General features: G+C 65.2%; 22 protein-coding genes and 7 pseudogenes. 19 read left to right on the top strand and 10 right to left on the bottom strand.

All coding sequences use genetic code 11. The features are described 5' to 3' along the window. Positions 1-188: 188 nt before the first annotated feature. The gene (locus tag AC1DXK_RS15815) at positions 189-422 is read right to left on the bottom strand and encodes a hypothetical protein (protein ID WP_457107669.1); all 234 of its coding nucleotides are present in this window, start codon (positions 420-422) and stop codon (positions 189-191) included. A gap of 547 nt (positions 423-969) precedes the next feature. On the opposite strand from AC1DXK_RS15815, the gene AC1DXK_RS15810 reads away from it, so the two are divergent. After that, positions 970-1,353 carry a hypothetical protein gene (locus AC1DXK_RS15810; protein ID WP_457107668.1) on the top strand — a complete coding sequence of 128 codons (384 nt, stop codon included), beginning with the start codon at positions 970-972 and terminating at the stop codon, positions 1,351-1,353. 30 nt (positions 1,354-1,383) lie between these two features. Continuing rightward, positions 1,384-2,052 (top strand): hypothetical protein, encoded by a 669-nt coding sequence (locus AC1DXK_RS15805; RefSeq protein ID WP_457107667.1) that lies wholly within the window; start codon positions 1,384-1,386, stop codon positions 2,050-2,052. A gap of 69 nt (positions 2,053-2,121) precedes the next feature. Here AC1DXK_RS15805 and AC1DXK_RS15800 read toward each other — a convergent pair. The 3 genes and pseudogenes from AC1DXK_RS15800 to AC1DXK_RS15790 all read right to left on the bottom strand — a co-directional run. Further along, a pseudogene (locus AC1DXK_RS15800) lies at positions 2,122-2,354 on the bottom strand (IS3 family transposase); the annotation flags it as partial. A gap of 16 nt (positions 2,355-2,370) precedes the next feature. Continuing rightward, a complete protein-coding gene (locus tag AC1DXK_RS15795) occupies positions 2,371-3,438 on the bottom strand; it encodes an IS110 family RNA-guided transposase (RefSeq protein WP_457107666.1) in 1,068 nt (355 codons plus the stop codon). Between the two features lie 200 nt (positions 3,439-3,638). Continuing rightward, positions 3,639-3,762: pseudogene (locus AC1DXK_RS15790) on the bottom strand (IS3 family transposase); the annotation flags it as partial. A 184-nt stretch (positions 3,763-3,946) separates the two neighbouring features. Here AC1DXK_RS15790 and AC1DXK_RS15785 point away from each other — a divergent pair. Next, a pseudogene (locus AC1DXK_RS15785) lies at positions 3,947-4,060 on the top strand (IS5-like element ISMra2 family transposase); the annotation flags it as partial. A 721-nt stretch (positions 4,061-4,781) separates the two neighbouring features. On the opposite strand, the gene AC1DXK_RS15780 reads toward AC1DXK_RS15785, so the two are convergent. Both AC1DXK_RS15780 and AC1DXK_RS15775 read right to left on the bottom strand, forming a co-directional pair. Further along, positions 4,782-5,246, bottom strand: a complete 465-nt coding sequence (locus tag AC1DXK_RS15780; protein WP_477298298.1) for an amidohydrolase family protein — start codon at positions 5,244-5,246, stop codon at positions 4,782-4,784. 7 nt (positions 5,247-5,253) lie between these two features. Continuing rightward, positions 5,254-5,496: pseudogene (locus tag AC1DXK_RS15775) on the bottom strand (DUF1254 domain-containing protein); the annotation flags it as partial. A gap of 801 nt (positions 5,497-6,297) precedes the next feature. Between AC1DXK_RS15775 and AC1DXK_RS15770 the strand changes: the two are divergent. Together AC1DXK_RS15770 and AC1DXK_RS15765 are read left to right on the top strand one after the other, a co-directional pair. Next, positions 6,298-6,705, top strand: coding sequence for a thioesterase family protein (locus AC1DXK_RS15770; RefSeq protein WP_457107664.1), 408 nt, complete (start codon positions 6,298-6,300; stop codon positions 6,703-6,705). A 770-nt stretch (positions 6,706-7,475) separates the two neighbouring features. Beyond that, positions 7,476-8,258: a histidine kinase gene (locus AC1DXK_RS15765; protein ID WP_477298296.1), complete on the top strand. Its 783-nt coding sequence runs from the start codon at positions 7,476-7,478 to the stop codon at positions 8,256-8,258. A gap of 45 nt (positions 8,259-8,303) precedes the next feature. Here the strand turns inward: AC1DXK_RS15765 and AC1DXK_RS15760 are convergent, their stop codons facing one another. Next, positions 8,304-9,632, bottom strand: coding sequence for a polyhydroxyalkanoate depolymerase (locus AC1DXK_RS15760; RefSeq protein ID WP_457107662.1), 1,329 nt, complete (start codon positions 9,630-9,632; stop codon positions 8,304-8,306). Between the two features lie 500 nt (positions 9,633-10,132). On the opposite strand from AC1DXK_RS15760, the pseudogene AC1DXK_RS15755 reads away from it, so the two are divergent. Both AC1DXK_RS15755 and AC1DXK_RS15750 read left to right on the top strand, forming a co-directional pair. Next, positions 10,133-10,255 (top strand): annotated as a pseudogene (locus AC1DXK_RS15755) (IS3 family transposase); the annotation flags it as partial. 542 nt (positions 10,256-10,797) lie between these two features. Next, positions 10,798-11,121, top strand: coding sequence for an ArsR/SmtB family transcription factor (locus AC1DXK_RS15750; RefSeq protein WP_457107661.1), 324 nt, complete (start codon positions 10,798-10,800; stop codon positions 11,119-11,121). A gap of 5 nt (positions 11,122-11,126) precedes the next feature. Here the strand turns inward: AC1DXK_RS15750 and AC1DXK_RS15745 are convergent, their stop codons facing one another. After that, positions 11,127-12,443 (bottom strand): ATP-binding protein, encoded by a 1,317-nt coding sequence (locus AC1DXK_RS15745; protein WP_457107660.1) that lies wholly within the window; start codon positions 12,441-12,443, stop codon positions 11,127-11,129. Next, positions 12,440-13,102 (bottom strand): response regulator, encoded by a 663-nt coding sequence (locus AC1DXK_RS15740; protein WP_457107659.1) that lies wholly within the window; start codon positions 13,100-13,102, stop codon positions 12,440-12,442. Before AC1DXK_RS15740 ends, AC1DXK_RS15745 begins: the two co-directional genes overlap by 4 nt. A gap of 104 nt (positions 13,103-13,206) precedes the next feature. Here AC1DXK_RS15740 and dsbD point away from each other — a divergent pair, with 104 nt between their 5' ends. The 9 genes from dsbD (at position 13,207) to AC1DXK_RS15695 (ending at position 20,184) form a co-directional block, all read left to right on the top strand. Then, complete coding sequence (gene dsbD, locus AC1DXK_RS15735; protein WP_457107658.1) at positions 13,207-14,988, top strand: protein-disulfide reductase DsbD; 1,782 nt, start codon at positions 13,207-13,209, stop codon at positions 14,986-14,988. A gap of 39 nt (positions 14,989-15,027) precedes the next feature. Beyond that, on the top strand, positions 15,028-15,663 hold the full coding sequence (locus AC1DXK_RS15730; RefSeq protein WP_457107657.1) for a DsbA family protein: 636 nt from the start codon (positions 15,028-15,030) through the stop codon (positions 15,661-15,663). Continuing rightward, the gene (locus tag AC1DXK_RS15725; protein WP_477298310.1) at positions 15,663-16,511 is read left to right on the top strand and encodes a L,D-transpeptidase; all 849 of its coding nucleotides are present in this window, start codon (positions 15,663-15,665) and stop codon (positions 16,509-16,511) included. Before AC1DXK_RS15730 ends, AC1DXK_RS15725 begins: the two co-directional genes overlap by 1 nt. After that, positions 16,495-16,962: a DsrE family protein gene (locus AC1DXK_RS15720; protein WP_457107656.1), complete on the top strand. Its 468-nt coding sequence runs from the start codon at positions 16,495-16,497 to the stop codon at positions 16,960-16,962. The genes AC1DXK_RS15725 and AC1DXK_RS15720 overlap by 17 nt, the downstream gene beginning before the upstream one ends. Before the next feature lie 207 nt (positions 16,963-17,169). Then, positions 17,170-17,595, top strand: a complete 426-nt coding sequence (locus AC1DXK_RS15715; protein WP_457107655.1) for a YeeE/YedE family protein — start codon at positions 17,170-17,172, stop codon at positions 17,593-17,595. Positions 17,596-17,598: 3 nt separating this feature from the next. Next, on the top strand, positions 17,599-18,048 hold the full coding sequence (locus AC1DXK_RS15710; RefSeq protein WP_457107654.1) for a DUF6691 family protein: 450 nt from the start codon (positions 17,599-17,601) through the stop codon (positions 18,046-18,048). Continuing rightward, the gene (locus AC1DXK_RS15705; RefSeq protein WP_457107653.1) at positions 18,045-18,854 is read left to right on the top strand and encodes a sulfite exporter TauE/SafE family protein; all 810 of its coding nucleotides are present in this window, start codon (positions 18,045-18,047) and stop codon (positions 18,852-18,854) included. The genes AC1DXK_RS15710 and AC1DXK_RS15705 overlap by 4 nt, the downstream gene beginning before the upstream one ends. Before the next feature lie 20 nt (positions 18,855-18,874). Continuing rightward, entirely contained in the window at positions 18,875-19,786 is a 912-nt protein-coding gene (locus AC1DXK_RS15700; protein ID WP_457107652.1) for an MBL fold metallo-hydrolase, read from the top strand. An 11-nt stretch (positions 19,787-19,797) separates the two neighbouring features. Beyond that, entirely contained in the window at positions 19,798-20,184 is a 387-nt protein-coding gene (locus AC1DXK_RS15695) for a rhodanese-like domain-containing protein (protein ID WP_457107651.1), read from the top strand. Positions 20,185-20,811: 627 nt separating this feature from the next. Here the strand turns inward: AC1DXK_RS15695 and AC1DXK_RS15690 are convergent. Continuing rightward, the gene (locus tag AC1DXK_RS15690) at positions 20,812-21,510 is read right to left on the bottom strand and encodes a glutathione S-transferase C-terminal domain-containing protein (protein ID WP_477298291.1); all 699 of its coding nucleotides are present in this window, start codon (positions 21,508-21,510) and stop codon (positions 20,812-20,814) included. Between the two features lie 690 nt (positions 21,511-22,200). Here AC1DXK_RS15690 and AC1DXK_RS15685 point away from each other — a divergent pair. The 3 genes and pseudogenes from AC1DXK_RS15685 to AC1DXK_RS15675 all read left to right on the top strand — a co-directional run. Beyond that, complete coding sequence (locus AC1DXK_RS15685; RefSeq protein ID WP_457107649.1) at positions 22,201-23,727, top strand: adenylate/guanylate cyclase domain-containing protein; 1,527 nt, start codon at positions 22,201-22,203, stop codon at positions 23,725-23,727. A 470-nt stretch (positions 23,728-24,197) separates the two neighbouring features. Next, a pseudogene (locus AC1DXK_RS15680) lies at positions 24,198-24,629 on the top strand (DUF3489 domain-containing protein); the annotation flags it as partial. Between the two features lie 59 nt (positions 24,630-24,688). Next, positions 24,689-25,120: pseudogene (locus tag AC1DXK_RS15675) on the top strand (transposase); the annotation flags it as partial.

Raw genomic sequence — 25,120 nt, 5'->3', positions numbered from 1 at the left:
AATCGAAACCTTCTGCTGATGCAGCCGCGGCGCTCACAACGCCACATGGCACTGGTCCGGAAGGACACGTCGCGTCCTGCGCGTCATATCCTTGCATGCCGTCCGTGAAGCCGAGGCCGGACCGTCGCGTGAGGGTCGACGCAGCCGGAAAACCGGACACCGCGGAGCCCTGGCCCACGGATTTCGCGTCACTCGGTCTCCGCCAACTGTTCGGCACTGGATGCAACCGTGAAACCCTCGCGGTCGAACACGTTATAGAGGACACAGGCTGGATCGAGCCCGAGGCCAGCTATGTGCCCGACCGCGGCGTCCTTGGCTTCGGCCAACGTGCTGAACGGATCTGACAGCTGATACAACCTCGCTGGCTGATCTTCGCCGTCGATCTGCGCCGCCGGCGTCGTGATCTCGACTGTGTAGGGCATGATTAGGATCTACAAAGCCTAGTGGAATACGCCAAAGAACCACAACAACAGGATAATTGGCAGGGGTATCCCTAGAAGCCACAGCAATCCGCCGCGCATCATTCGCGCCTCCTCAAGGTGTGAAAGTGTACCGAATATCGATCCACTCAGGAGTAGAACGCGGGAGCAGGGGAAAGCGATGCAAATTATCTGCGACTGTGCGCGGGGGCCGGGAACAGAAGCACTTCAAGTGGCCCACACATAACTCTCAGCGTGCACGGACTGCCTCAACCTATCCCCAGCGGTCTTGAGGCCGGCGACGGAGTGCGGACTTTGATCATCCGTCCGGACGGGAGATGGATGGTCCGCATGGCCTCATCTCGCCGGATCATTCCGATTTTTGAATAACGATTGAACGTCGCGGCGTTGTGCCGGGATCAGGCTTGATCCATCGACTAAGCGATTCAGAGATCCGGGATTATTTTGCCAGAAAAGGATCTTTTATTAAAACTGGAACGGATGGTTGCCTCAAGGGATTGCTTGGGTCCAGACAAATTCGGAGCTTGCCATGCGTACCCCCGTCACCGTCGCTCTGCTTGTGACCCTGCTTGGGTCAAGTGCTTACGCTCAGACTACAACGACCGGCTCACCGGCTCCTTCAGATGCGAAGACGAGCCAGCAATCCGGCGGCCAGGAAAGCGTTACGCGCCCGAACACTGATAAGCTTGGCCCGGACGGCAACGCTACTGGCGCCCTCGCGAACGTCAAGCTCGAGAAGGGTGCCAACAGCTTCACGGAGGGAGAAGCCCGGTCACGTCTCGACAAGGCCGGCTTCAAGGACGCCAAAGACCTCAAGAAGGACGATCAGGGCATTTGGCGCGGCACGGCCATGCGCGGTGGGAAGTCCGTCGCCGTGGGTCTCGATTTCAAAGGCAATGTCGCAGCGCAGTGATATTATAATTTTACCTTAAGGATATACATCATGACTCAGCAGACCATCACGGCACTATTCGACCGCTACGAGGACGCGAGCATCGCTGTCGGGAAGCTTGAAGCCGGCGGGATCCCACACGGCGACATCAGCATCGTCAGCAACAACGAAAATGATCGACACGCCGGCATGATCGCGCGTCACGGCGACCATGTGAGCGCCGACACGAAGGAGAAGGCTAAGGACGGCACTGGCGCGGGGGCTACGCTCGGCACCGTGGTGGGCGGCGCAGCCGGATTGCTGGCCGGTCTCGGCTTGATAGCGATCCCTGGGGTTGGACCGGTTGTCGCCGCCGGTTGGCTCGTTGCCACACTGACCGGCGCAGGCGTTGGTGCAGCCGCTGGAGGACTTGCTGGCGGCCTCACAGGAGCGGGCGTCAGCGAGAAAGACGCTCATGCCTATGGCGAGGGCGTGCGCCGCGGTGGCACGCTGGTCACAGTCCGGGCGGACGAGTCACGCGGACCGATGGTGATGGACATCCTGGAGCAGCACGGCTCAGTCGACTTGGACCAGAAGGCGGCCGCTTGGCGCCAAGACGGTTGGACACCGGCAACAGCATCGGATGTCGGCACCTCGGCTCCGATGGGAACGAGCCTTGCCGGAACGAACGCCGGCCGGCGGGGTGTGCGCTCTTACCCCGGCACGGGTAGCGGACTCTAATTCCCGCAGATCGCGAAGAGGCCGGGGATGTTCCCTGGCCGTCCCGAGTTTGCCGAAGGTCCCTCGAATTCAGGGCGCGGCAACGGATCCGCCCCTGATTTCGCAGAGTCGGGGAGCCAGGTTCGTGTTTTGTTTGGCCTGCCTGGGCTTGAGATAGCCGAGCGTCGAGTGGATGCGCTGCCGATTGTGGCAGCGCTCGATGTCAGTGAACGGGTCGCGGAGAGCCTCATCCCGGGTCGCCATCTTCGCTGATGGACGAACGCGACCTTGAGGTTATGGAAGAAGCTCTCCCTTGGGGCATTGATGCTCCTATACCGGTCAAGCCGTTTTTGCGTCGCGCACTGAAGCTCCCCCAGAACAACGATGCCGGTCGATTTCTCGGGCGATGTAGCGCTTCACGCATCGGCGGATCTCGCGAGGCGACTGGCCTTCGTTAGTTCGGCGCTGGATGTATTCCCGAGTTGGCCGATGATACCGCATCCGGACTACAGCGACGCGGTACAAGGCGGCGTTTGCCCGGCGATTACCACCGCGGTTCAGACGATGGCGGCTGATCTTTCCGCTCGATGCCGGCACCGGGCACACGCCGCAGAGTTTCGCGAATGCGGCTTCCGACCGGATCCGCTGGGGATTGTCGCCCAGAACGACGCGCATCTCGGCAATGGTACCGGTCGACACGCCAGGCGCATCCATCAACGCTGGCGCCTGGGTCCGCACCCACTGCTCGAGGACGGCGTCGTGCTCCTTGATCGCGGCATCCAGTACCAGCCATCGATTGGCCAGCGCGCGGAGCGCCAGCTTGGCGGACGCCGTGATGGACACCGGCGCTCCCGGCCGCAAGGCGGCGATCGCGCGGATGAGTGTCATCTTGCCGGTGATGCCGATGAACCGTTCGCGGAGCGCCTGTGGTGCATTGACCAGCAGCGTTTTGAGCGTGACCCTCGCCTGGGTTCGCGCCTTGAGCGCGGTGTCGCGGGCGATCTTGAGGTGACGGATCATCTCGACGGCCCCGTCGCCGAGCTTGGGCTCGTCGGTAGCCTCACCGGCCAAAACGGCCCGTGCGGCCGACTCGGCATCGACGGTGACAGTCTTGCCATAGCGGCGACGGAGCTGCCGGTTGACCCGACCAACGTCGATGACGCGCAAGCCCAGGGCGGTCAGAGCCCGCGTGAGGCCGGCACCGTACGAGCCGGTTCCCTCGATGCCGAAGGCATGCCCGACACCGTGCTCGGCCGCCCAGGCGGCCACCTCGCGATAACCCGCGCTGGTCACCGGGAAGGATGCAGTGGCAAGCCGTGCGCCCAGTCCGTTGATCGCGACGGCGACGTGGACATCCTTGTGCGTGTCGACGCCGATGACGACGGCGTCCGGCGCGATAGCGTGCATACAGGCCCTCCTGGTCGATGGAACCCGAAGGCGATCTGCGAGCGGACAGGACTGTGACGGGACGGCACTCCCTCAAGCTCCTATCAGGTCACGTCTCGTGACGCCCTGGGTGCAGCCTGGAGGGCCGACAGATCAACGCCATGACACGTGGTCAATCGGAAGCACGGGTCGGCCTTCCAGGCTGCACGCACCTTCTCACAGTCGTAGCAGCGGCCGTCGGTTCATGGAGGGCGTCGCCCCCAGGCTGGCAAGCTGCCTCCGGTAGGCCTCTGCCGCGTACGGGCTGCCGCGATCCGCGTGGCAAATGAGCCCTGTGACCGCTCGCAGCCGCTTAACGAAGATGCTGATGGCCTTTTTTGGTACGTCGCGATCCTTGCGCTCAAGCTCACACCGCAGCCGGGCGATCTCAGCGGTCAGATCGGACGAGGATGCGAGCTGATGCGGGACGAACGCTAGGGCGTCTCTGCAAAGGGTTCATAGGTTGCGGGGTCGACTCCATGTGGTCGGGATGCGACGCTTTGAATTGACTGACGCGCAGTGAGAGCCGATCGCCCCGATGCTGCCTTCGCAGAAGCCACGCACGGGCCGGCCTGCGGAGGATCACCGCCAAGTACTCAACGGAACTGCGGCAGGGCGACGGCGTCGCGTGCGAACTCACGCCGCGTCTTCTCCTTCCAACACCTCGCCGCGCAGCCAGGACGTATCAGAGGTGTCCGCGGAATCGAGGGCGGATCACATTTAGACCCGCAAGATCGACCTTGCTGTACAAGGTCTGATCGGATGACCTTGGCAGTGAAATGGGAATGGCGCGCCAGTCCGAACAAAAACGCGAACACCTAAGTCATTGGGCTAGTGAGATATATCCAGTGGTCCTGCCGCTCCGCGTCGGTTTTCCGCCGTTGTGCGCCCTCGTCAAACCGCAACGCGTCCTCCAAAAACGGACGTTCCGCAAAGCGCACATCTCGGTCATTCAGCCTATTCAGGCGAATGCTCCGAAGTGGGCGTAGCAATGGTCGAGGTCGTGGGTCTGAATCGCGCCAACTACAGACCTTCACTTTCGATGGGTTGAGGGTCGGCTCATTCGTGGGAAGCGGACGCTGATTCTGCAGCATGGCGAATCCCGCTTAGAGGCATTGCGAACGTAACCGGCTGGCTCGTGGACCAATAGAGGCTTTTGAACGCCGATCGTGAACGGCACGAGAAACTCGCCAGCTCGCTTTGCGCCGAGATCCAGTTCTGTTTGACATGTTAAATGCTACAAAAATACACAATATCAAATACAAAATCTGTAGTTATGCTGACAACATGAGCGAAACACGCTCGTAGTCGGGATTGCTCATCACTCAGGACCGCGCGACAGCTAAGACCTTACCTTCGAAGACAGTTCCCGATACAGGGATGTTATTGATATTCGCCGGATCGACAGTCAGCGGGTCATTTTCGAGGATGCTGAAATTGGCGAGCTTACCTGGGACGATGCTGCCCATGTCGTTTTCCATGCGCAAGGAGTGGGCGGCGCTGAGGGTCACGCCCTTCAGGGCGCCGAGCCGGCTCGCGCGCTGATCCGGCGCCGCGATGCGCCCGGACACGGTCGTGCGGTTCACCGCGCAATGCATCAGGAACAGCGGCTGACCGGGCGCCATGGGCATGTCGGAGTGAAGCGAAAAGGAAACGCCCGCGCGCTCGATGTCTCCGAGGCGCACCATATTGTTGGCCCGCTCGGGACCGAGGCCGTCCTTCGAATAGGCGTCGGCCAGCGCCCGCACGTAATAGGGGTTGGCGCTGACGATCACGCCGAGCCGCTTCATGCGCTCGAGGAGCGCCCTTGCCCTCGGGCGCGGCGACGTTGGTGAGCACGCGCCGGGTCATCTCCATGGTGATGAGCGGGTAACCGTAGATGTAGGCGTCCGTCGCCAGCTCCAGCGGATCGGCCACCGCGTTGTTGCTGATGATCGGCGCATCCTGAGCTGTACTTTGCGCCCACGCCGAGGGCCGGCTGATGCCGATGAAAGGGATCGTGGCGGCTCCCACTGCGGAGATCCGTCTGGTGACATCCATGCCTGCCTCCTGGGACTGGCCTGCTCAGCCGGACCGCTTCGTGGCAATCCGATGGTTGTCATGCCTTCATCATGGCGCGCTGCCGCAAAGCGGCCTGGAAGATCACCGCTGCTTAGACCGCGCTACCAGCGGCGAAGGCCACGCCGGTAGACGACCCGACGCGGGCCATAAACGCCGCGCCGCACGGCGACCGAGCCCCGTGGCCCGACGCAGCCGGCTCGGTACACGCCTCGGGCACAGACAACGGCATTCGCCTCAATCGGCACGAATGTGACGAGGCCCGCGAGGAGACCAAGCATCGGCAGGACGTATCTCATGATGAGCCTCCGAACGTTTTCGAGGTGACTGTTGCAGCGATACCGGGCCTGAAGGGAGAAATTACGATAGCGGCCTCCGGAGAGGCTGCTTGACCGCTTGGGACGTCAGTTGGGGCGGGCCGCCCAGCCTTGTGATGGCCTATCCGCCGCGATCGCGGGTGCGACGTGGCTACGAAGGTCGAGTTGCGCGGCTGAACGTGGGTCTGGAGGAGCCTTGAGACCTCATCGCCGCCTTGCGGCAGGTACTGGCCCAAGATGCGTAGGACGCGAAAGGTGCCCAGCATCGTAGGGCCGCCATGATTCGGAAGTGAGGTGTCCGCTTTAGCGTGTTAGTCGTCATAAAACGGACCAGCTGCTTTCGGCCAAAGCCGGCCAGCAGCTCTGCACAGCCCTCAAGGCGCTTTGCGGTTCAAGCCGGTAAAGTGGTGCTGATCAGGAGAGAGCCTATGCGAGACATTTCCTTGGGCGCAAGGGTAGCTTCGCCATGCTTGTTCGTACCCCGCATCTGGCGATTCAGTTCAAGGACACCATCCTGCCGCTCGTCTTTGCCACACCGATCATGATCTTGATGATGGAAAACGCAGCTCTGAACGCCACCCGGCAGTTCCTTGAGCCCGGCGAGAGCGCCGTCGGAACGAAGGTCGACGTGAGCCATATGGCGGCGACCCCAGGCAAGCACCGGGTGAGAGCGGAGGCCGAGATGGCGGGCGTGATGGGACATCAGATCCAATTCCGAGCTGCGGCTGGGATGAGGCAGGGCAGATCGGATCTGGGACGCACGAGCGCAGGGTGGTCGACCTGGAGCGACTCGAAAAAAGTCTCGTCGACAAGCGGCCCGCCACATCATGAAGCGTGTGCGCGCCTGTCCGGCTCTGAGGCGGATCGTCTCTGAAGCGGATGTGCGCCTTTTCGGCCAGATTGCGTCACCCCCTGATCGCCACTGCGCGCCGGATCGGACGTTCGGCTTGGCGCCCACTTCAGCCACTCACGCCCGGAATAGAGTTCCAAGGAACTACCGTTCGTGGAGCGAGCGTTTTGCCCGGGGATGAAGTCGGCCTGAGGCTCGATGCGGCGAGAGTGCTGGTCTCGGCTTGCGGCATGGGCGTGAGGTAGCCCACACGCCGCTCCTGCAGCGGCTGGCGTGGGCTTACACCGAAGCACTCGACAGCGTGTCGGCAGGTCGCTTCGGCGGGAACGGCCAGCGCGCCGTTGCATCGAACACTCTCTCAATCGAAAGGCTTTCAACCTCAGTCTGAAGTTAATCCCGCTACTCGAGACGAATTTTCTTCTTTCATAGCCTGCGATTAAATTGCGCTCGACAACGGAGCGTAGAGGAATTTGATCTTGCCTCAGCAATTACATATTCGGGCCGCTCTTGAACAATATTCCTGCCTGTGCAAAGAAGCGGTGTCCGTAAGAGGCGATGCGGGAGAGCCCAGGCTGGCGTGAGCCGGTTATGGCGTCGAGGAGCGACCGCCCCCGGAAGCTCTGAGGCACAATCTCGTATCGTTGGACGATCTGGAGTGCGACGCATCCTGCGTCACTGACGAGCCGCGACCGCCGACGTAACGGTGGGATCGGCCTGCTGGCACCCGCGACAGAGGGGGGCGACCGAAATGCTGAGACGGGCATTTCCTCGCCCGTTTGTCGAGGGATCGCGGTATGTTTCCAGACGACGAAGAATTCGAATTCAGCGCCCCAGACCGCGGCTGGAACTACGAGCCGCCGCGTGCCGATCTCTTCCGGGAGTTCAGGTCACCGGTCTACACGACCGACGCCGACGGCTGGCTGACCTACTACAACGATGCGGCGGCCGACCTTTGGGGCTACCGCCCCGAACTCGGCAAGACGCGCTGGTGCGGGTGCTGGCGTATCTATACGCCTGACGGAAGGCTCCTGCCACTCGACGAGTGCCCAATGGCCGTAGCCCTTAAGTCAGGGCAGCCCATTCGCGGGGTGCAGGCCGTGTTGGAGCGGCCGGATGGTACACGCATCCCGTTCATGCCGTACCCGACGCCGCTTCGAGATCCGTCCGGCAATCTGGTCGCCGCGTCCAACGTCCTTCTCAAGATCACGAACCTGAACGAGTCCGACCCGATCGATCTTCCAACCGAGCAATGGGCCGACCCGGTGCTGGGGATGCGGGTAGCAGCTCTCCCTCTCGACGACCTGACAGGCTCACTCCAGGCCACCTTGGCTGCCTTGGCTGACGTCGAGTTCATCTACCAGGTCGACTGCGAGCGCCTAGAGGGCTGGTCTGGTTCTGACGACGAGAAAGACCGGATTCTAAACCAGCTTGGACAGAAGCGGCAGCGTCAGCGCGAAGCTCTGAACACGCGGTTCCAGCAACTCCAGCAGTACGCCAGACGAGCCATGATGCGAGGCTCGTCCGACCCGGAGCGAGAGACAACACTCGTCCCGTCAGGCTACGACACGGTCCATTGACTGCACTTACGCCTTGTCGAGCTCAGTCGGACGCGTCGGCTGAGTTTACGGGCGCAACGCGGGCGCGGCCTCGCTGGCCTGACACGTACCGTGCGTGAGTAGCGCCACCGGAACGGAGAGGTCAGGCTCAGCGACTTCTGGAACGAGACGGGAGAGCCTGATCGGTGGCGCAGCCATCGCTGGCTCGGCATGAGCCTCCGTGAACGCGACGATCTCCGGCACGATCTCGGTTCGGAACCGCGATCCGTTGAAGATGCCGTAGTGACCCGCCCCCATCTGGAGAAGGTAGGCTTTCTTCTCGGCTGAGAGGTTGAGGGTAAGATCAAGGGCCGCTCGGGTCTGGCCGATGCCGGTGATGTCGTCCTTCTCGCCCTCGATCGCCATCAGCGCGCAGCGCCGGATCGCAGTGAGATCGACAGGCTTCCCCCGGTGGCGCATTTCGCCCCTGGGCAGGAGGTGCTCGATGAACACGGTCTCGACCGTCTGAAGGTAGTATTCCGCTGTGAGGTCCATCACGGCGAGGTACTCGTCGTAGAACTCACGATGTTTGGCCGCCGAGTCGCCGTCGCCCTGCACGAGATGCTTGAACATGTCCCAGTGCGCCGTGTGGTGGCGGTCAAGGTTCATGCTGATGAAGCCCGCCAACTGGAGAAAGCCGGGGTAGACATCACGGCCGTGGCCTCGGTGGGTCCATGGGACCGGGTGAATGCAGTGCTGCTTGAACCAGCCGATCCGCTTCTCCTGCGGCAGCCTGTTCACCGCAGTGGGTGAGCGGCGGGTATCGATGGGGCCGCCGACCAGCACGGCTGAGCGAGGCACCATGGGGTGAGCCTCGTCTTCCATGCGTGCTATAGCCGCCAGAACCGGGACTGAGGGCTGGCACACCGCCATGACGTGCAGGTCGGGCCCGAGCGCCTCGAAAATGGCCGTGCAGTAATCGATGTAATCGTCGAGGTCGAAGCGTCCGGCGGAGAGCGGCACCTTCTTGGCATCGGCCCAGTCGGTGATGAACACCTGATGCGTGTTGAGGAAGGCCGCCACCGTCCCGCGGAGCAGGGTCGCGTAGTGCCCGGAGAGGGGGGCGACCAGCAGAAGTTTCGGCTTGCTCGCGTCTTGCGAGGCCTCACCGAAGGCGATCACGCGGCAGAACGGCCGCTCCCACACCACTCGTTCACATGTGGGGAGGTTGAAGTCCGGCTTGTGATAGGTGCGCGTTGCCCGCTCGAACAACTCGCAGGAAGCCGCAACGGCTCGGCCGTTGGGCGTGTAAGCGAGGGGACTGAACGGGTTCTCACACGCGGTCCGGGCCATCTCTGCCGCCATCCGCATAGGAGAGAGCATCTGGTCGTAGGCATCACGCATCAGGTACAGCATACGACCAGTTCCTCCGGCTGCCTCACGGCCGCCCGTCTCCGAGATGCCCAACGCTTCAGCACTATGATGCGTTGCATGCACCCGGTCTGGGCGAACCGCTCGCCAGATCGGCACAAAATTGCCAGCACGAAATTGTTTTGACCATGGCGGTCTCGGGTGCGTGCTGGCAATTGCGGGGCTGTGATGCCGGCGAGCAACAGGATCGCATGCAAGCCCTTCGGGAGTGCCTGGCGGTGGCAGTCGATCAACCGCGACTTCCAAGTTCGCGTTGAACCGGGGTTCCTCCACAATATTCTCGTTTAGTGCGGCTCCCGAATTATTTCCGCCGCTCTACAAGAAGTGAGCGGAGGATGCGCTCGTGAACATCGCCCCGAACCTTGAGTACCGAACGCGTTGTGCAAGCTGACTGAGAAGGGCATCGACCAAGCGCGCCATGGCCTGACCGGCTGGCTTTGGGCCGGGCTCATTGAGAGGATCAGCCAGGACCGAAGGAGTGGGACATGCGGCGAGGTCAGAAGACGAGCGCGGAGCAGGTTGTGCTGAAGCTGCGCTAGATCGAGGTGCAGACGGCCGAGGGCAAGAGCTTGGCGCTGGCGTCCAAAGAGGCGGAGATCTCCGAGCAGCTGCGCGACGAGTGCCTGCGCCAGGAAGTCTTCTACTCGTTGAGGGAAGCGCAGATTGTGATGGGGCTGTGGAAGAACACCGATAGCTGCGTCGGGACTGTCAGGAATTTCGTGTGGGGGCGGCCATAGTGGATCCGAAGGAGGTTCCCGATGGGACGACGCAAGGCACCCCGTATCCCTGACGCGCTCCTGGATCAGCTTCTGGGCAGGGTCATAGGAAGTGATCCATTTGGATGAACGAATGACCGCTCACGCTTGTGTGCGCTTCGGCTCGACGCAGATGGAAGGGTGACTGACGCCATTCCACTTCACGCAGCGAGAGGCGGCCCGGCTTGCCCGAGCGGTCACCTGGTTCGAGGACAGCAGGCTCTTAGGGTGGCGAGAGTTTCCTTCGCGAGGTTCAGGCGGTTGGCTCGCCGTGAAGGGCGCTCGTTGAAGGGCGTTTGTTGTCCTTTCGAGCTACCAGGGGCAATAGAGCGTCGCTGGCCCTATATGTTAGATCGTGATAAATAAGTTAATTCTAATTTATCGGACGTGCTCGCATGGATGCCGCGTTACCCGCTGATCTGCTGCGCCTCCAGGACAAGGCCGCCGACGCCGCGCGACTGCTGCGCCTGCTCGCCAACGAGAAGCGCCTACTCATCCTGTGCCTGCTGATCGCGCGCGGCGAGATGGACGTGAGGAGCCTCGCCGAGGCGGTCGGGCTCAGCCAGTCGGCCCTGTCGCAGCACCTCGCCAAGCTCCGCGAGGACGGGATGGTCGCGTACCGCCGCAAGAGCCAGACGCTCCATTACAGGTTGGAGGACCCCCGCGCCGCCCGGGTGCTGGCGACGCTCAAGGACATCTTCTGCCAGGACCTCGGCTGACCGCGTCAGGCGCGGAGGATCTCTGCCTCAAGCCCCGTCCGGTCCAGCCGGTTGCGCAGCCGCAGGCTCAGCCCGCTTCGGCGCGACGCCATCTCGGCGATGGCAAGGCCGAGCCCGCTGCCCGTCGCGCTCTTGTGTCGGCCCCGGAAGAAGCGCGTCGTGACATGGGGAAGTTCCTCGGCGGGAATCCCGGGACCCTCGTCGCGCACGAGGACGCCCTCCCCACCGGGATGTGCGAGCCATTCCACCGTGCCGGCCTCCATGTGCTGCACCGCGTTCTCGTGCAGGTTGCGGACTGCCAGACGCAGGCTCTCAGGATCGGCCCGCAAGGTATAGCCGCGCAGCCTCGGGTCGATCAGGGTGCGGACCCCCGGCGGCACCCGCATCCCGTCGACGGTCTCCGCTACCAGCGCGCCCACATCAACCTCCGCCAGGGTCGGCGTCTCCCCGGCGGCGTCGAGCCGGGCCGCGTCGAGCAGTTGCCGAACGAGGCGGGTGGTGCCGTCGACAGCCGCCAGGATCTGGCGGAGCGCCGCCTTCGCCACGTCCGGGTCGGTCGTGGCCATGGCGACCTGTGCCTGGGTCTTCAGCCCGGCGAGGGGCGTGCGCAACTCGTGCGCGGCGAAGGCCGTGACCTCCCGTTCGTGCCGGCGCGCCGCCTCAACCTTGTGGAACAGCCCGTTTAGGGCGTCAGCCAACGGCCGGACCTCGGCGGGGGCCCGGCCGACGTCGATGGCGCTCATGTCGTCGGCGGCGCGGCCTGCAAGGTCGCGGGCCATCAGATGCAAAGGGCGCAGACCCCTTCCGAGGCTCGCCCAGATCAGCAGCCCGAGAAGTGGCACGACGAGGAGCGCGGGCGTGACGAGGCCCATGATGAGGTCGGTGACGAGGCGCTCGCGCAGGCTCAGGCGGTCGCCGACCATCACGCGCACGCCCTTCTCGGCGTCCTCCACCGTGAACACCCGCCACGTCTCGCCATCGACCTCGCGCTCCGAGAAGCCGGCCGGCGCATCGGTCAGGCGTCGTTCCGGAGCCCCACTCGACCGCGCGACCATGCGCCCGTCCAGGGACCAGATCTGGCAGGAGAGCTGTCGCTCGTAAGCCGTCGGCGCCGGGAAGGTGGACGGTGTCCCGTCGGAGGCCGTGCCGCCGACCGCCCCCACCAGGGAGCCGACCATGCGCGCGGCTTCCTGCAGGCGGGTGTCGAGGACCCGCTCCACCTCGTGCTTGGAGCTGAGATAGATCCAGGCGACCGCGCTGAGCCAGATGAGTCCGGTCGCGAGGACCAGGATGGCGAAGAGCCTAACGCGCAGGGACCTCATGCGGGCGCCCTCATCCGGTAGCCGACGCCGCGCACCGTCTCGATGGCGTGCTTGCCGATCTTGGCGCGCAGGTTGTGCACGTGGACCTCGACGGCATTGCTCTCGACCTCTTCCTGCCAACCGTAGAGGCGCTCCTCCAGCTCGGCCTTCGAGCGGAGCACGTCCGGGCGTTCCATCAGCGCCGCCAGGACCATGAACTCGCGCCGGGACACGCCGACCGGCACGCCGTCGACCGTGACGGCGAGGCTTCCGGGATCGAGCCGGATGCCGCCGTGCTCCAGGAGCGCGGCGGCCCGCCCCGAGGCCCGCCGGACGACGGCGCGGATGCGGGCCGAGAGTTCGTCGAGGTCGAAGGGCTTGCCGAGGTAGTCGTCGGCGCCGCCGTCGAGCCCGGCGATCCGGTCGGCCACCGCGTCGAGGGCGGTGAGCAGGACGACGGGCGTCCGGTCCTTCCGGCGGCGCAGGCCGCGCAGCACGTCGAGGCCGGAGCCGTCGGGCAGCATCAGGTCGAGCACGATGGCCGAGAACGCACTCGTGGCGAGCGCCGCCTCTGCGTCGGCGCAGGTCGCGACGCAGTCGACCGTCGCCCCGCCTAGCTCGAGCCCCGCCCTGAGCCCGTCCGAGAGGATGGGATCGTCCTCGACGACGAGGATGCGCATGCGTGTCTCCCCCTGACCGTCCCTCATCCTCCGGGCCTGGCTTAAGCCTGGCTTAAGCTGCGTTTCGGACCCGCGGCGGACCGTTCCGAGCCCGGACCCCGCCCATGCCGAAACCGCTCGCCCCCCTCATCCTCGCCGCCTTCGTCTGGGCGGGCGCCTCGCCCTGGTCGCCGGGATGGTCCCAGGACGGCGCCGCGCGGCAGACACCCTTCCCCCTCGTCGCGACCCGCGACGCGAACCTCGCCCTGCACCTTCGCTGGACCATCGCCCGCGGCACCTATCTCTACCGCGACAGGATCCGCGCCGAGGCCGGAGCCGGCGCGGAGCTTCTCGTCAGCACGCCGCCCGCGGAGACGAAGGACGACCCAAACTTCGGGCCGACCGAGGTCTACCACGACTCCGTGGAGGCCATCGTGCCCGGCGCGGCGCTGGCCAGCCTGCGGGAGGTCCGGGTCACCTACCAGGGCTGCGCCGAGCGGGGCATCTGCTACCCGCCGGTCACGAAGCGGCTGGACCTCGCCTCCCTGGCGAGCGCCGGCGCATCCCCAGCCGGCGAAGCCACGCCCGCCGCCGAGCACACGAGCGGGACGGTCGCTGCGGAACCCCGCCAGGGCGTCTTTCCCTCCGGACCTGCCATCTTCCTCGTCGGCAACTTGATCGGCGTCCTGATGGGGATGTTCGGGCTCGGCCTCCTCCTGGCGTTCACCCCCTGCGTCCTGCCGATGGTACCGATCCTGTCGGGCATGCTGGTGCGCTCGGGCCAGGGGCTCACGCCGGGGCGGGGCCTCGCGCTGTCCGGGAGCTACGTCCTCGCCATGGCGGCGGCCTATGCCAGCCTCGGCGTCGCGGCAGCATGGCTCGGTCGCAACCTGCAAGTCGCCCTCCAAACCCCGCTCGCCCTCGGCCTGATGGCCACCGCCTTCGTCGCGCTCGCCCTGTCGATGTTCGGCCTGTTCGATCTGCAGGCGCCGCGCTGGTGGCGGGACCGGTTCGGCGCCCCGGCGGCGCAGGGAGGGTCTGTCGCGGGCGCCGCGCTCCTGGGTTTCAGTTCCGCCCTCGTCGTCGGGCCCTGCGTGACGCCACCGCTCGCGGCCGCGCTCCTCTACGTTGCCCAGACGGGCAACGTCCTGCGCGGGGCTCTGGCTCTCTTCGCCCTCGGCCTCGGGATGGGGGCGCCGCTGGTGCTGGTCGGCACGTTCGGGGCCGGCATCCTGCCGCGGTCCGGCCCGTGGCTGGAGCGGGCGAAGCAAGCGTTCGGCTTCGTGTTCCTCGCTCTCGCGGCCTCGCTCGTGACACGCCTGCTGCCGGACGGGTTGTCCCTTCTGCTTTGGGCGGCGCTCGCCCTCGGCACCGGGCTGGCGCTCGCGGCGGTGACCACGAACGGCCGCCCGTCACGCGCCGGTCGCGCGGCGGGCTTGCTGGCCTTCGCCTATGGGGGGCTCCTCCTCCTCGGGGCTGCCACGGGCGCGGACGACCCGCTACGGCCCCTCGCCGGCCTCGGCCCGTCTCGACCGGACCACATCGCCGGGGCCCGTACGGTCTCCTCCGTCCCGGATTTCGAGGCCGCCCTCCTTGCAGCCCGAGCCGAGGGTAAGCCGGTGCTCGTCGAGTTCGCCGCCGACTGGTGCACCGTCTGCAGGACGAACGAGCGGACGGTCCTGGCGAACGCCGACATCCGGAAGCGGCTCAAGGCCGTCTCGGTCATCCGGGCCGACGTCACCCGCGACGACGACGCCACCCGGGCCCTGATGCACCGCTTCGAGGTGGTCGGCCCGCCGACCCTCATCCTGATGCGTCCCGACGGCGGCGAGGTCCGGGAGGCCCGCACCGAGGGCGAGCTGACGGTCGAAGACCTAGTGCGCCGCCTCGCCCTCGTCGGAGCCTGAGCTCCCCCTCTCGAACCACCCATACCTACGGAGACCGTCATGAACCGCAGGACCCTGCTCGCCCTGATCCCCGCCGTCGCGCTCGCGCCCGCCCTGGTGTCGTTGGCGTCCCATACCGGGGAGGCCTTCGCCCAGGGCGTCGACCCGAACGCCATCCTCAACGACCCCGAGGCGCCGGTCTCGGGCAACCCGAAGGGCGACCTGACCATCGTCGCCTTCCTCGATTACAACTGCCCTTTCTGCAAGAAGGCCGAGCCCGACCTCATTCGGCTGGTGAAGTCGGACGGACGCATCCGCCTCGTCCACAAGGACTGGCCGATCCTCGGCGACGCCTCAGTCTACGGCGCCCAGCTCGCCCTCGCGGCGAAGTACCAGGGCCGCTACGACGACGCGCATCGCGCGCTCATGGGCATCCCCGGCCGCAAGATCCCGAAGGAGCGGATGCTTGAGGCGGTGTCGGCTTCCAGCATCGACATGGCCCGGCTGGACGCGGACCGGACGTCCCATCAGGGCGAGATCTCCGCCTTGCTCCAGCGCAACCTCGACCAGGCGGACGCCCTCGGCCTGCAGGGCACGCCGGTCTTCCTGATCGGCCCGCTGAAGGTCGCGGCCGCCCTCGACTACGACGGCTTCAGGCAGGCAGTCGCCCAGGCGCGCGCCAAGGGCCGCTCGTGATGCGGCCGGTCCTGCGCCTCCCGGCGTTCCTTGCGCTCGCCGCGGCGCTCGGGGCCTGTTCGGCATCGATGGGCGCCCCCGGTCCGGTCGCTGAGGCGGGGCCGCGCCTCCCGGCGGATGCCGTCCGCCGCTATACGGCCATCACGGACGAGCCGTTCCCGGTCGATGCGGTCGAGCCGCGGGACCTGAAGGCCCGCAACGTCCGCCAAGTCGTCGATTATCCGACCAAGCGGCCGCCCGGCACCCTCGTGGTCGACCCCTACCGGCGCTTCCTCTACCTCGTGATGGAGGGCGGCAAGGCGATGCGCTACGGGGTCGGGGTGGGCAAGGCTGGCTTCGAGTTCACCGGGGAGGCCACGGTCGCCCGCAAGGCGTCCTGGCCGCGCTGGACGCCGACCCCCGACATGCTCCGGCGTGACCCGGAGCGGAACGGGCGCTGGGCCGGCGGGATGCCGGGGGGCGCACGCAATCCCCTCGGTGCCCGCGCGCTCTACCTGTTCAAGGACGGCAAGGACACGCTCTACCGCATCCATGGCACCACCGAGCCCTGGAGCATCGGCGAAGCGGTATCCTCAGGGTGCATCCGCATGCTGAACCAGGACGTCATCGACCTGCATCGCCGCGTGCCCACCGGCACGAAGGTCGTCTTGCTCGGGTCGCGGAGCACCGGTCAAGCCGCGCGGCCTGCAGCGCCGGAGACGACCGGCAGCCTCGGCGGCGACGCTGGGACCAGGCCGGCCACGAGCGGCGGCCTCGACCGTGCGCGCCTCGACGACCTATCACGCGGCGCCTCGGAGGCGCCCGAACCCCTGACGGACGAAGGAGCGGCGGATGACGACGGTCTTTAGGAGCCTGATGCTCGCGATCGTCTTCGCGACCATGGGCATCGGGACGATTCACGCCGGCTCGGAAGCGCCGGCCGGCTACTACGCCGACCAGAAGGTAGTCTACCACAACGGCGGAGGCGGCCCGGACGGAGCGGCCTACTTCAAGCGATTGCTGGCCAACCTGCGCAACCACGTCGAGGCCGTGGGCAAGGCGCATGTCGAGATCCGCGTTGTGAGCCTGGGCGACGGGGTCGGCCTCTTCCAATCGGCCGCGAGCGACAAGGAACTCGCTGGCCGCATCGACGCCCTCAAGGGGATGGGCGTGCGGTTCCTGGTCTGCGCCAACACCCTGCGCGAGCGGAAGATCGACCGCAGTACCCTTTACGGCGTCGGCGAGGACGACCTCGTGCCGAGCGTCGTCGCCGAGCTGGCGCGCCTGCAGGGCATGGGGTTCGCCTACATCCACCCCTGACGCCTGGCACGGCTTCGGCGATCGACCGCGAAACCCCGCTGGTGCGCCGCCGCACGTGACCCTCGGCCGCTCCTCCGCCGGGCCGCATTCCCGCTTGTCATAACATTAGATAATGCTAATTGAGTGTCAGCTAATGTTTGTGCGGGGGCAGCGTTCCCCGCGGCCGGCCCGGGCACCAACCCGGACCGCAATTCGGGACAGATCGAGATGGAAGGCTTCACCCCCGTCAGCGCGATTCTCGGCGGAGCGATGATCGGCGCATCCGCCTCGCTGCTGCTGCTGCTCAACGGGCGCATCGCCGGCATCAGCGGCATCCTCGGCGGACTGCTCGCCCGACCATCGCGCGAGACCGGCTGGCGCGCCGCCTTCGTCGCAGGCCTCGTCCTGGCGCCATTCGCCTACGCCGGCCTGGGGGGCAGCCTACCGCCGGTGAAGGTCGGCGTGTCGTTCCCGCTCTTGATCCTCGCGGGCCTGCTGGTCGGGTTTGGCGCGCGCCTCGGCGCCGGCTGCACCAGCGGCCACGGGGTCTGCGGCATCGGCCGTGGCTCGCCCCGCTCGCTGGCCGCGACCGGCACCTTCCTGGCCGTCGCCGTCCTCACCGTCCTCGTCGTGCGTCATCTCGTCGGAGCCTGAGCCATGGCCAAGACCGCCTCCGCCTTCGCCGTCGGCCTCCTGTTCGGCCTTGGCCTCCTCGTCTCGGGCATGGCCGACCCGGCCAAGGTCCTCGCCTTCCTCGACGTGACAGGGCGCTGGGACCCCAGCCTCGCCTTCGTCATGGCTGGCGCCGTCGCGGTCTCAGCCGCCGGCTACCAACTGGCGCGGCGGCGCGGACGGCCTGTGCTCGCGCCCAGGCTCGACGTCCCGGCCCGGCGCGACCTTGACGCACGCCTGATCGCCGGGGCCGCGATCTTCGGCCTCGGCTGGGGACTGGCCGGCCTCTGCCCCGGCCCCGCCCTCACCATCCTGACGGTGGCCCCGACGGAGGCCGTGACCTTCGTGGCGGCGATGGTCGCCGGCATGCTGCTGTTCCGCCTCGTGCCGGCGGCGCGCCTGAAGCCGACGACCGTGCTGGGAGCCGACGCATGATGCCCGGTCCCCTTACATCCGGCCTCGCCGCCGGCTCGGGCGGGGTCGTGGGCGTGATCCTCGGCCTCGTCGGCGGGGGCGGCTCGATCCTGGCGGTCCCGCTCCTGACCTACGTGGTCGGCGTGTCCTCGCCCCATGTCGCCATTGGGACGAGCGCCCTGGCGGTCTCGGTCAGCGCAGCCGGCAACCTCGTCCCGCATTGGCGGGCCGGGACCGTGAAGTGGCGCTGCGCGGCGGCGTTCTCGCTCGCCGGAATCCTCGGCGCGCTCGTCGGCTCTGCGGCCGCCAAGGCGGTCGACGGGCGGAGCCTGCTCGCCCTGTTCGGAGTCGTGATGCTCGTGGTCGGCGGCCTGATGCTGCGCAGGCGGCGCGGGGACGGCGACCCGGACGTGCGCCTGACCTGGGCGAGTGCCCCGATGCTCCTGCCCTGGCTCCTCGGCATCGGCCTCGCGGTCGGCCTGTTCTCCGGCTTCTTCGGCATCGGCGGGGGATTCCTGATCGTGCCGGGCCTGATGCTGGCGACGTCGATGCCGCTGCCCGTGGCCATCGGCACCTCGCTGGTCGCGGTCAGCGCCTTCGGGGCGGCGACCGCCGCGAGCTACGCCGCCTCCGGCCTGATCGACTGGCCGCTGGCCGGCCTGTTCATCCTGGGAGGCGTGCTCGGGGGCCTCGTTGGCTCAAAGCTCGGCCAGCGCCTCGCCGGGCGCAAGCGCGCCCTGACCGTCACCTTCGCTGGCCTCGTCATCTTGGTCGGCCTGTACGTCGTCGCCCGCGGGGCCCTGCCGCTCCTCGGTATGAGCGCCTGAACCCGAGAAGGAGGAGATCCATGTCGAACCAGACCGTCGGAGCCCTGCGCGGGCATCCCATCGTGACCGGCTTCCACGACGAGCCGACCGGCAGCATCCAGTACGTCGTCGCGGACCCCGAGACGAAGCGCTGCGCCATCATCGACCCGGTCCTCGACTTCGACCCGAAGTCCGGCGCGACCGCGACCCGCTCCGCCGACGCCCTGCTCGCGCATATCGAGGGGGAAGGCTACACGCTGGAGTGGATCCTCGACACCCACCCGCACGCCGACCACTTCTCGGCGGCCGGCTACCTCCACGACCGGACGGGCGTCCCGACCGCCATCGGCGAGAAGGTCGTCGACGTGCAGCGGCTCTGGAAGGGGCTGTACGACCTGCCCGACACGTTCCGGACGGACGGTTCGCAGTGGTCCCGGCTCCTCGCCGACGGCGAGCGCTTCCGGATCGGCGACCTCGACGTCGAGGTGATGTTCACGCCGGGCCACACCCTGGCCTCCATCGCCTACCGGGTCGGCGATGCCGCCTTCATCCACGACACGCTGTTCATGCCCGACAGCGGCTCGGCACGGGCCGACTTCCCGGGCGGCAACGCGCATGCCCTATGGCGCAGCATCCAGCGCATCATCGCCCTGCCGGACGACACGCGGCTGTTCACGGGGCACGACTACCGCCCGGGCGGCCGAGCGGCGGCCTGGGAGAGCACCGTCGCCCGGCAGCGGAGCGAGAACGCGCACCTCGTCGAGACCCCGACCGAGGAGGCGTTCGTGGCGATGCGCGAGGCGCGCGACCGCGAGCTGCCGATGCCGAAGCTCATCCTGCATGCCCTGCAGGTGAACATCCGCGGCGGGCGCCTGCCCGAGCCCGAGGCGAACGGCCGCCGCTACCTGAAGATCCCGCTCGACGCCCTCGACGGCGCGGCGTGGGGCGAATGACGGAGACGAGCATGACCACGACCAGCGCAAAGGACCTGGTGGCGCAGGCCAACCGGGAGGTGGAGACCCTGTCGGCCGAGGAGGCGCTCGCCCGCCTCGGACAGCCGGGCACGGTGTTCGTCGACGTGCGCGAGGGCGAGGAGCTGGCCAAGACCGGCAGGATCGCCGGCGCCGTCCACGTGCCCCGCGGCGTCCTGGAGTTCCAGGCCGATCCCGCGAGCCCGACCCACCGGGCCGAGCTCGGCGGGGGCAAGCGCCTGGTTCTCTACTGCGGTTCCGGCAACCGCTCGGCCCTGGCCGCCAAGACGCTCAGGGACATGGGGCTCACGTCCGTCGCCCACGTCGCCGGGGGCTTCTCTGCGTTAGAGAAAGCGGGCGGCCCAGTGGAGCGGATGTGACTGGAGCTAACTGCACGCGGTGCTTGGCCCCTACAACGGTTATCCTGGGCGATTATGTCCCTACCTGGGGCAAGCGTCGGCGTGTAGCTTGAGGCATCAGGTACAGGCCGAAGTGAACTAGACGAGTGTCTACCTCAAGCCAAGAAGTGAGCCTCACAATTGTCTCCGCTCACGGTCCGCTTTGAGTCACATGAAGATTGACTGAGCCGCAACGAAGGTCCGCTTCTGCGGTCTGAGCGCCGGAAGCGGACGAGCCGCTTTCGGCCACTTTCTGCCGTCCGGATTGCGCCATAAGCGGACATCAGCTCAACGCCCGGTAGCGGACACTCAGATCCGGATGGTCGACCGTCCGGTGTCGACCCAGTCCAGCCGCCTGAGAGGCCTTTGGCGCTTCCCGAAAGCGGCCGTTCGTTAGCCCTCCGGCAGCTTCGGTTCCGGGTGGTGATCCACCGTTGGATTGCCGCCCGAAAGCCGACATTCAGCTTCGCTCACCTGGACGCCTTAAAACTGCGTAAGACCGCATCGTCGGTGCAGTGAAAGAGGTTCCCAACACCAAGCTCTTCTGTCAAAATGAGCTTCAGGCCGATCGCTTCGGTCTACAATTTCCTTCAAAAATACTGACTGTTCTCAATTTTTCCAGCCGACTAGGCAGTGGAGCGCCTCGCAATAGCTCACCAGATTTGTGCGAGCCGAAACGAATGCCTTCAGCGGCGTTTCGATGTCATAGAAGTGAATGTTCGCAAGGAAGCCATAGATGGCTGCATCAATGCTGGTCGGGCTTCTTCCAAACACGAAAGCTCCCTTTGGCACAAGGTTCGCCAGAACTTGTAGGTCGGCGGTTCCGCGCACGTACGCTTCAGCTTCGCTGTAGCGTCCAATTCCTTGGTAGTAGTACCGTTTGAAATTAAACTCCCGAGCATTCAGAAGCTGATCTTTGGTGAATTCAGAATGCTCTCGGAGCAGTGCGTCCCGGAACGCAGGCCAGAACCTTTCGTCTTTCCAGCGAGAGTAGGACATCACCCAATACAGATCGTCGAGCAAACGGTTGGTGAGTTGTCCTATATCCCGCTGAATCGTCGTCAGACCATCGTCGACAGTCAAGCCGTAGCGACGCGTGAGATGCGAGATGATGCTGTCACTATCCCCGATTATCTCCCCGCCGTCTTCGATGTACGGAAGCTGACGACGTGGCGCCGACGACGCATCCAAAATATGCCTGTGTGTAAAAGATAATCCCGCCAGCTTAAGAAAGGCGAATACCTTGAGGCCGTAAGCGTTGTTGTCGGCGACACCGAACAGACCTGGATACGAGTAAAGAGTGATCATGCGCCTCCTCCTTCGTGACCGGCTAGCTTCGCGAAACGCTTCCGAGCTTGTACCGGGCTCTCCAGAGCGTTCCTTCAGCCCCGTCCTGTTAGTCTGCCATCCAACAATCTATCGGCTATCGGTGCTCACATCCTCGAGAGCCCTTTGCTAGACCTTGGCCGGCCATCAGTCCTTACGAGCGGCATGTTGACGGCGGGCGGCCCACCGAAATGAAGCCAATATAGCCTCTCGATAGCCCGTAGGCGAAAACGTCGGATTGCGATTGATAACAGAACCTCTGCATCCAGCGGATCAGCTTGGCTCAGAGATGGCGGATAGGCAAATTACGATCGGCACCCTATAAAATATTCAATGTGCCGCCGAATTCGGCCGGAACAGGGCATAAGCCGAATGACCTCTGATCCTAATCTGAGCGGCCGAAGCAAGCTTGTTCAACCGCCGCCAGGGCGCCCCCGTTTATTCCGTGACCCGTTGAGTTGGTTCGCGGGTTGGCGATCCATCCGTAGCAAAATCTTGGCTGTCGCGATCGCTCTGATCGTTTTTATGCTAGCGACCTCTATCGTCTCAATGCTTATGTCGGCGACCGTCAGCATCCTACTTGAGGAACTGACAGGCCGGTACATACCCGCATATAGTCACCTAGCGCGCGCGAATGTGCGATCGCTTGAGCGTGCGTTGGCACTGAGGCGAATGGCTGTCGCCAGGATGCAAGTTCCGCCTGATGATGACGGCTACAAAGTCCAGCTGCGGATCGCTACCGAAAAGGGTACGCAGGTTACGCTTGAGGCTGGCGAAGCGCGAAATCTTATCAACGCCATTATTGATGACAAGCGTACGCCGTCGGACAACGCTGCCCTCGGGCGATTGGACGCCCGCATTGAGAACGCGACGTCTGAGCTTCTTCAAGAAATTTCAGCTGAGGATACCAAATTAGTTCAACGACTCGATGCGAACGATTTCGCAGAAGCTCGTCAATCAATGGTCCGCATCGATCTGATGCGTGATCAATTCATTCGTAGAATTGATGAAATTAGGTCGGACATGCTCGCGCAGGTGGATGCGAGTTCTTCCAATGTGATTCGAGATCAGCGTCGCGTTCTCGTGACCTCTGTGGTTGTCAGCCTTCTCGCTGCATTTCTTGGGATTGGCGTGGCGATGATGGTCGCTAGCGGCATTACTCGCCCGGTTAGAGAACTCTTGAAAGGCACGCGTGAGGTGGAGCTAGGCCACCTCGACGGTCGCATTAATGTGTCCACTTCGGACGAAATCGGCGAGCTGTCAGCCGCCTTCAATACCATGCTCGATCAGCTTCGAAGGACGAGACACGCCAGGGAGACTTTCGGCCGGTACATTGATCCGAAGGTGGCAGAAAGACTTATCGACTGGTCGGAGGCAGCCGCCCCCGACGGCCAGAGGCGCGTTATGACGGTGATGTTCTGTGACATGAAGGGCTTCACGTCGTTATGTGAGGGGATGACGCCGCAGGGGTTAGTGAAGGTCCTCAACCTCTTCTTGTCGACGATGTCGGCTTCGATACGTGAGAGTGGTGGCATCGTCGACAAGTACATAGGCGACGCGATAATGGCCTATTGGGGCTCTCCATTCGTAGACGATGCCGAGCAGGCGTCATTGGCCTGCGCTGCTGCCTGCGCGATGGTGCAGCAGTTGCCCACTCTGCGGCAACAATTTCCAGAGTTGCTCGGCTTGCGGCACATGCCCGGCGAGCTCGACATACGGATCGGGATTGCGACCGGCGAGGTCCTCGCGGGTAGTATCGGATCCGAGTTGATGATGAGCTATACCGTGATGGGCGATGCGGTTGTTCTTGCTTCTCGACTTGAGAGCCTGAATAAGGCTTACGCGACCCGCATCCTCGTTGCGGATCGCACTGCAAATATGGCGCGTGGGATCTTTGAATACAGAGAGGTTGATCGCGTAATCGTGTACGGTCACGAGTCCCAGACCACGATCCACGAATTGCTCGGGAAGTCTGGAGAGCTGTCGGCTGCCCAAGAGGCAACACAGACGGCGTACGCCTCGGGCTTGGAAGCTTACAGGCAGCAACGTTGGGAGGAGGCGCGGGAGGCTTTCGAAAATGCGCAGGAGGCCGTCCCAGGAGATGGGCCGTCCCGTGTACTCTTGTCTCGCATCAAGGATCTTGAGACCAAATCGCAGTCTAGCGCTTGGGATGGCTCCTGGAGAATGGACAAGAAATGAGAGCAGCTTAGCTGCTTGGGCAGCTAGAACCGTCACCGTTCGAATCTTTAGTGAGCGCCTCAAGGCGCGAGGTGCGCGTGGGCGACACCAACGTCGCAGACCTGCGCTTCTACGTTGCGCCGACCCGAAGATAGAGTCTGCGTCGGCATGCGAGCCTTGCGGAAGCGGCTGCACTGCTTTCGGCTAGCAGCCGCCCACTTTGACCCGTCAAAGTGCTCGGAAGCAGACGTTCCATGCTTCTGCAAAGGGTCAACAGCTTCCGTCAGCATGTAAGCAGTGGATTGCTGCGAGCCGGGCCGAGCTCAATCAGTGAGGTGCTGGACCTGCCCTGGACTGTGCCGACAAAGCACGCATTGCTCTGGGCGTGACAGGCTGATGATCCGCAGCCCGGTCCGACCCCGCTGGCCCATAGCCACTCGCGGGGTCTGCTCAGTGACAGCGCTACGCTGCCGCCAAAACCGGATCATGCCGTGTACCGCAAATTCAAGTCCGACACGCTCAGCCCGATCCAGCACCTCATCCTCACCGCCGCCGTCAGCCATCCAGGACACCGGCTCGCCCGGCCTGAGGACATCAAGCCGCCGACCTATCGCTCTGCCCTTCGGGCCCTGCGCCGCCGCGGTTTTGTCATCGACAGCGTTGCAGAGGATGGTTCGGGACGCCGGTCCGCCGCTCCCGTTTTGTCGGAGGCCGGCTTCGCCCACGTGGCCCCCGCCACTCACGAGGTGCAGACGGTCGCGAAGCCCGAGCTGCCCACGGTCCGCTCCCCGCGTGCCGGCTCGAAGCTCGATCGCCTCGTCGCCATGCTCGCTCGCCCGGACGGCGCGGGCAGCGACGAGCTCGTTGGTGCCCTGGGATGGCTGCCACACACCACCCGCGCCGCGCTAATCGGGCTGCGCAAGCGAGGCTGGACTTGCCTCGAGAAAGTGGAGAGCTCTTTTCCTGAAGGAGGGGGTTTCCGATGGCGGACCGGAAGCAGACCTTTACCCCTGAGTTTCGCGCTGAGGCGGTGCGATGAGCGCAGACGAGCGGGCGGTCCCGCCGCGAGGTAGCCGCCGATCTCGGCGTCGGGCTCTCGACGCTGCGCACCTGGATCGACGGCCGGCGTGAGCGGGAGATGGATCACCCGCCGGCCGATCGGCAGGAGGACATGGCCGCCGAGCTCAAGCGCCTGCGGCGCGAGAACGAGGTGCTGCGTCAGGAACAGGAGATCCTGAAGCGGGCCACAGCTTTTTTCGCCAAGGAGGGAAGTCGATGAGGTTCCGCCTCATCGACGCGGCGAAGAAGGACTTCCCGGTCGCGCGCCTGTGCAAGGTCCTCGACGTCAGTCCGAGCGGCTATTTCGCCTGGAAGAACCGCCCGGCCTCGACGCGCCAGCGCGAGGATCTCGTGC

The organism is Methylobacterium sp. P3_A11 (assembly GCF_056403155.1).
The sequence above is the reverse complement of the archived record's forward strand: the minus strand, read 5'-3'. Positions and strand labels throughout refer to the sequence as shown.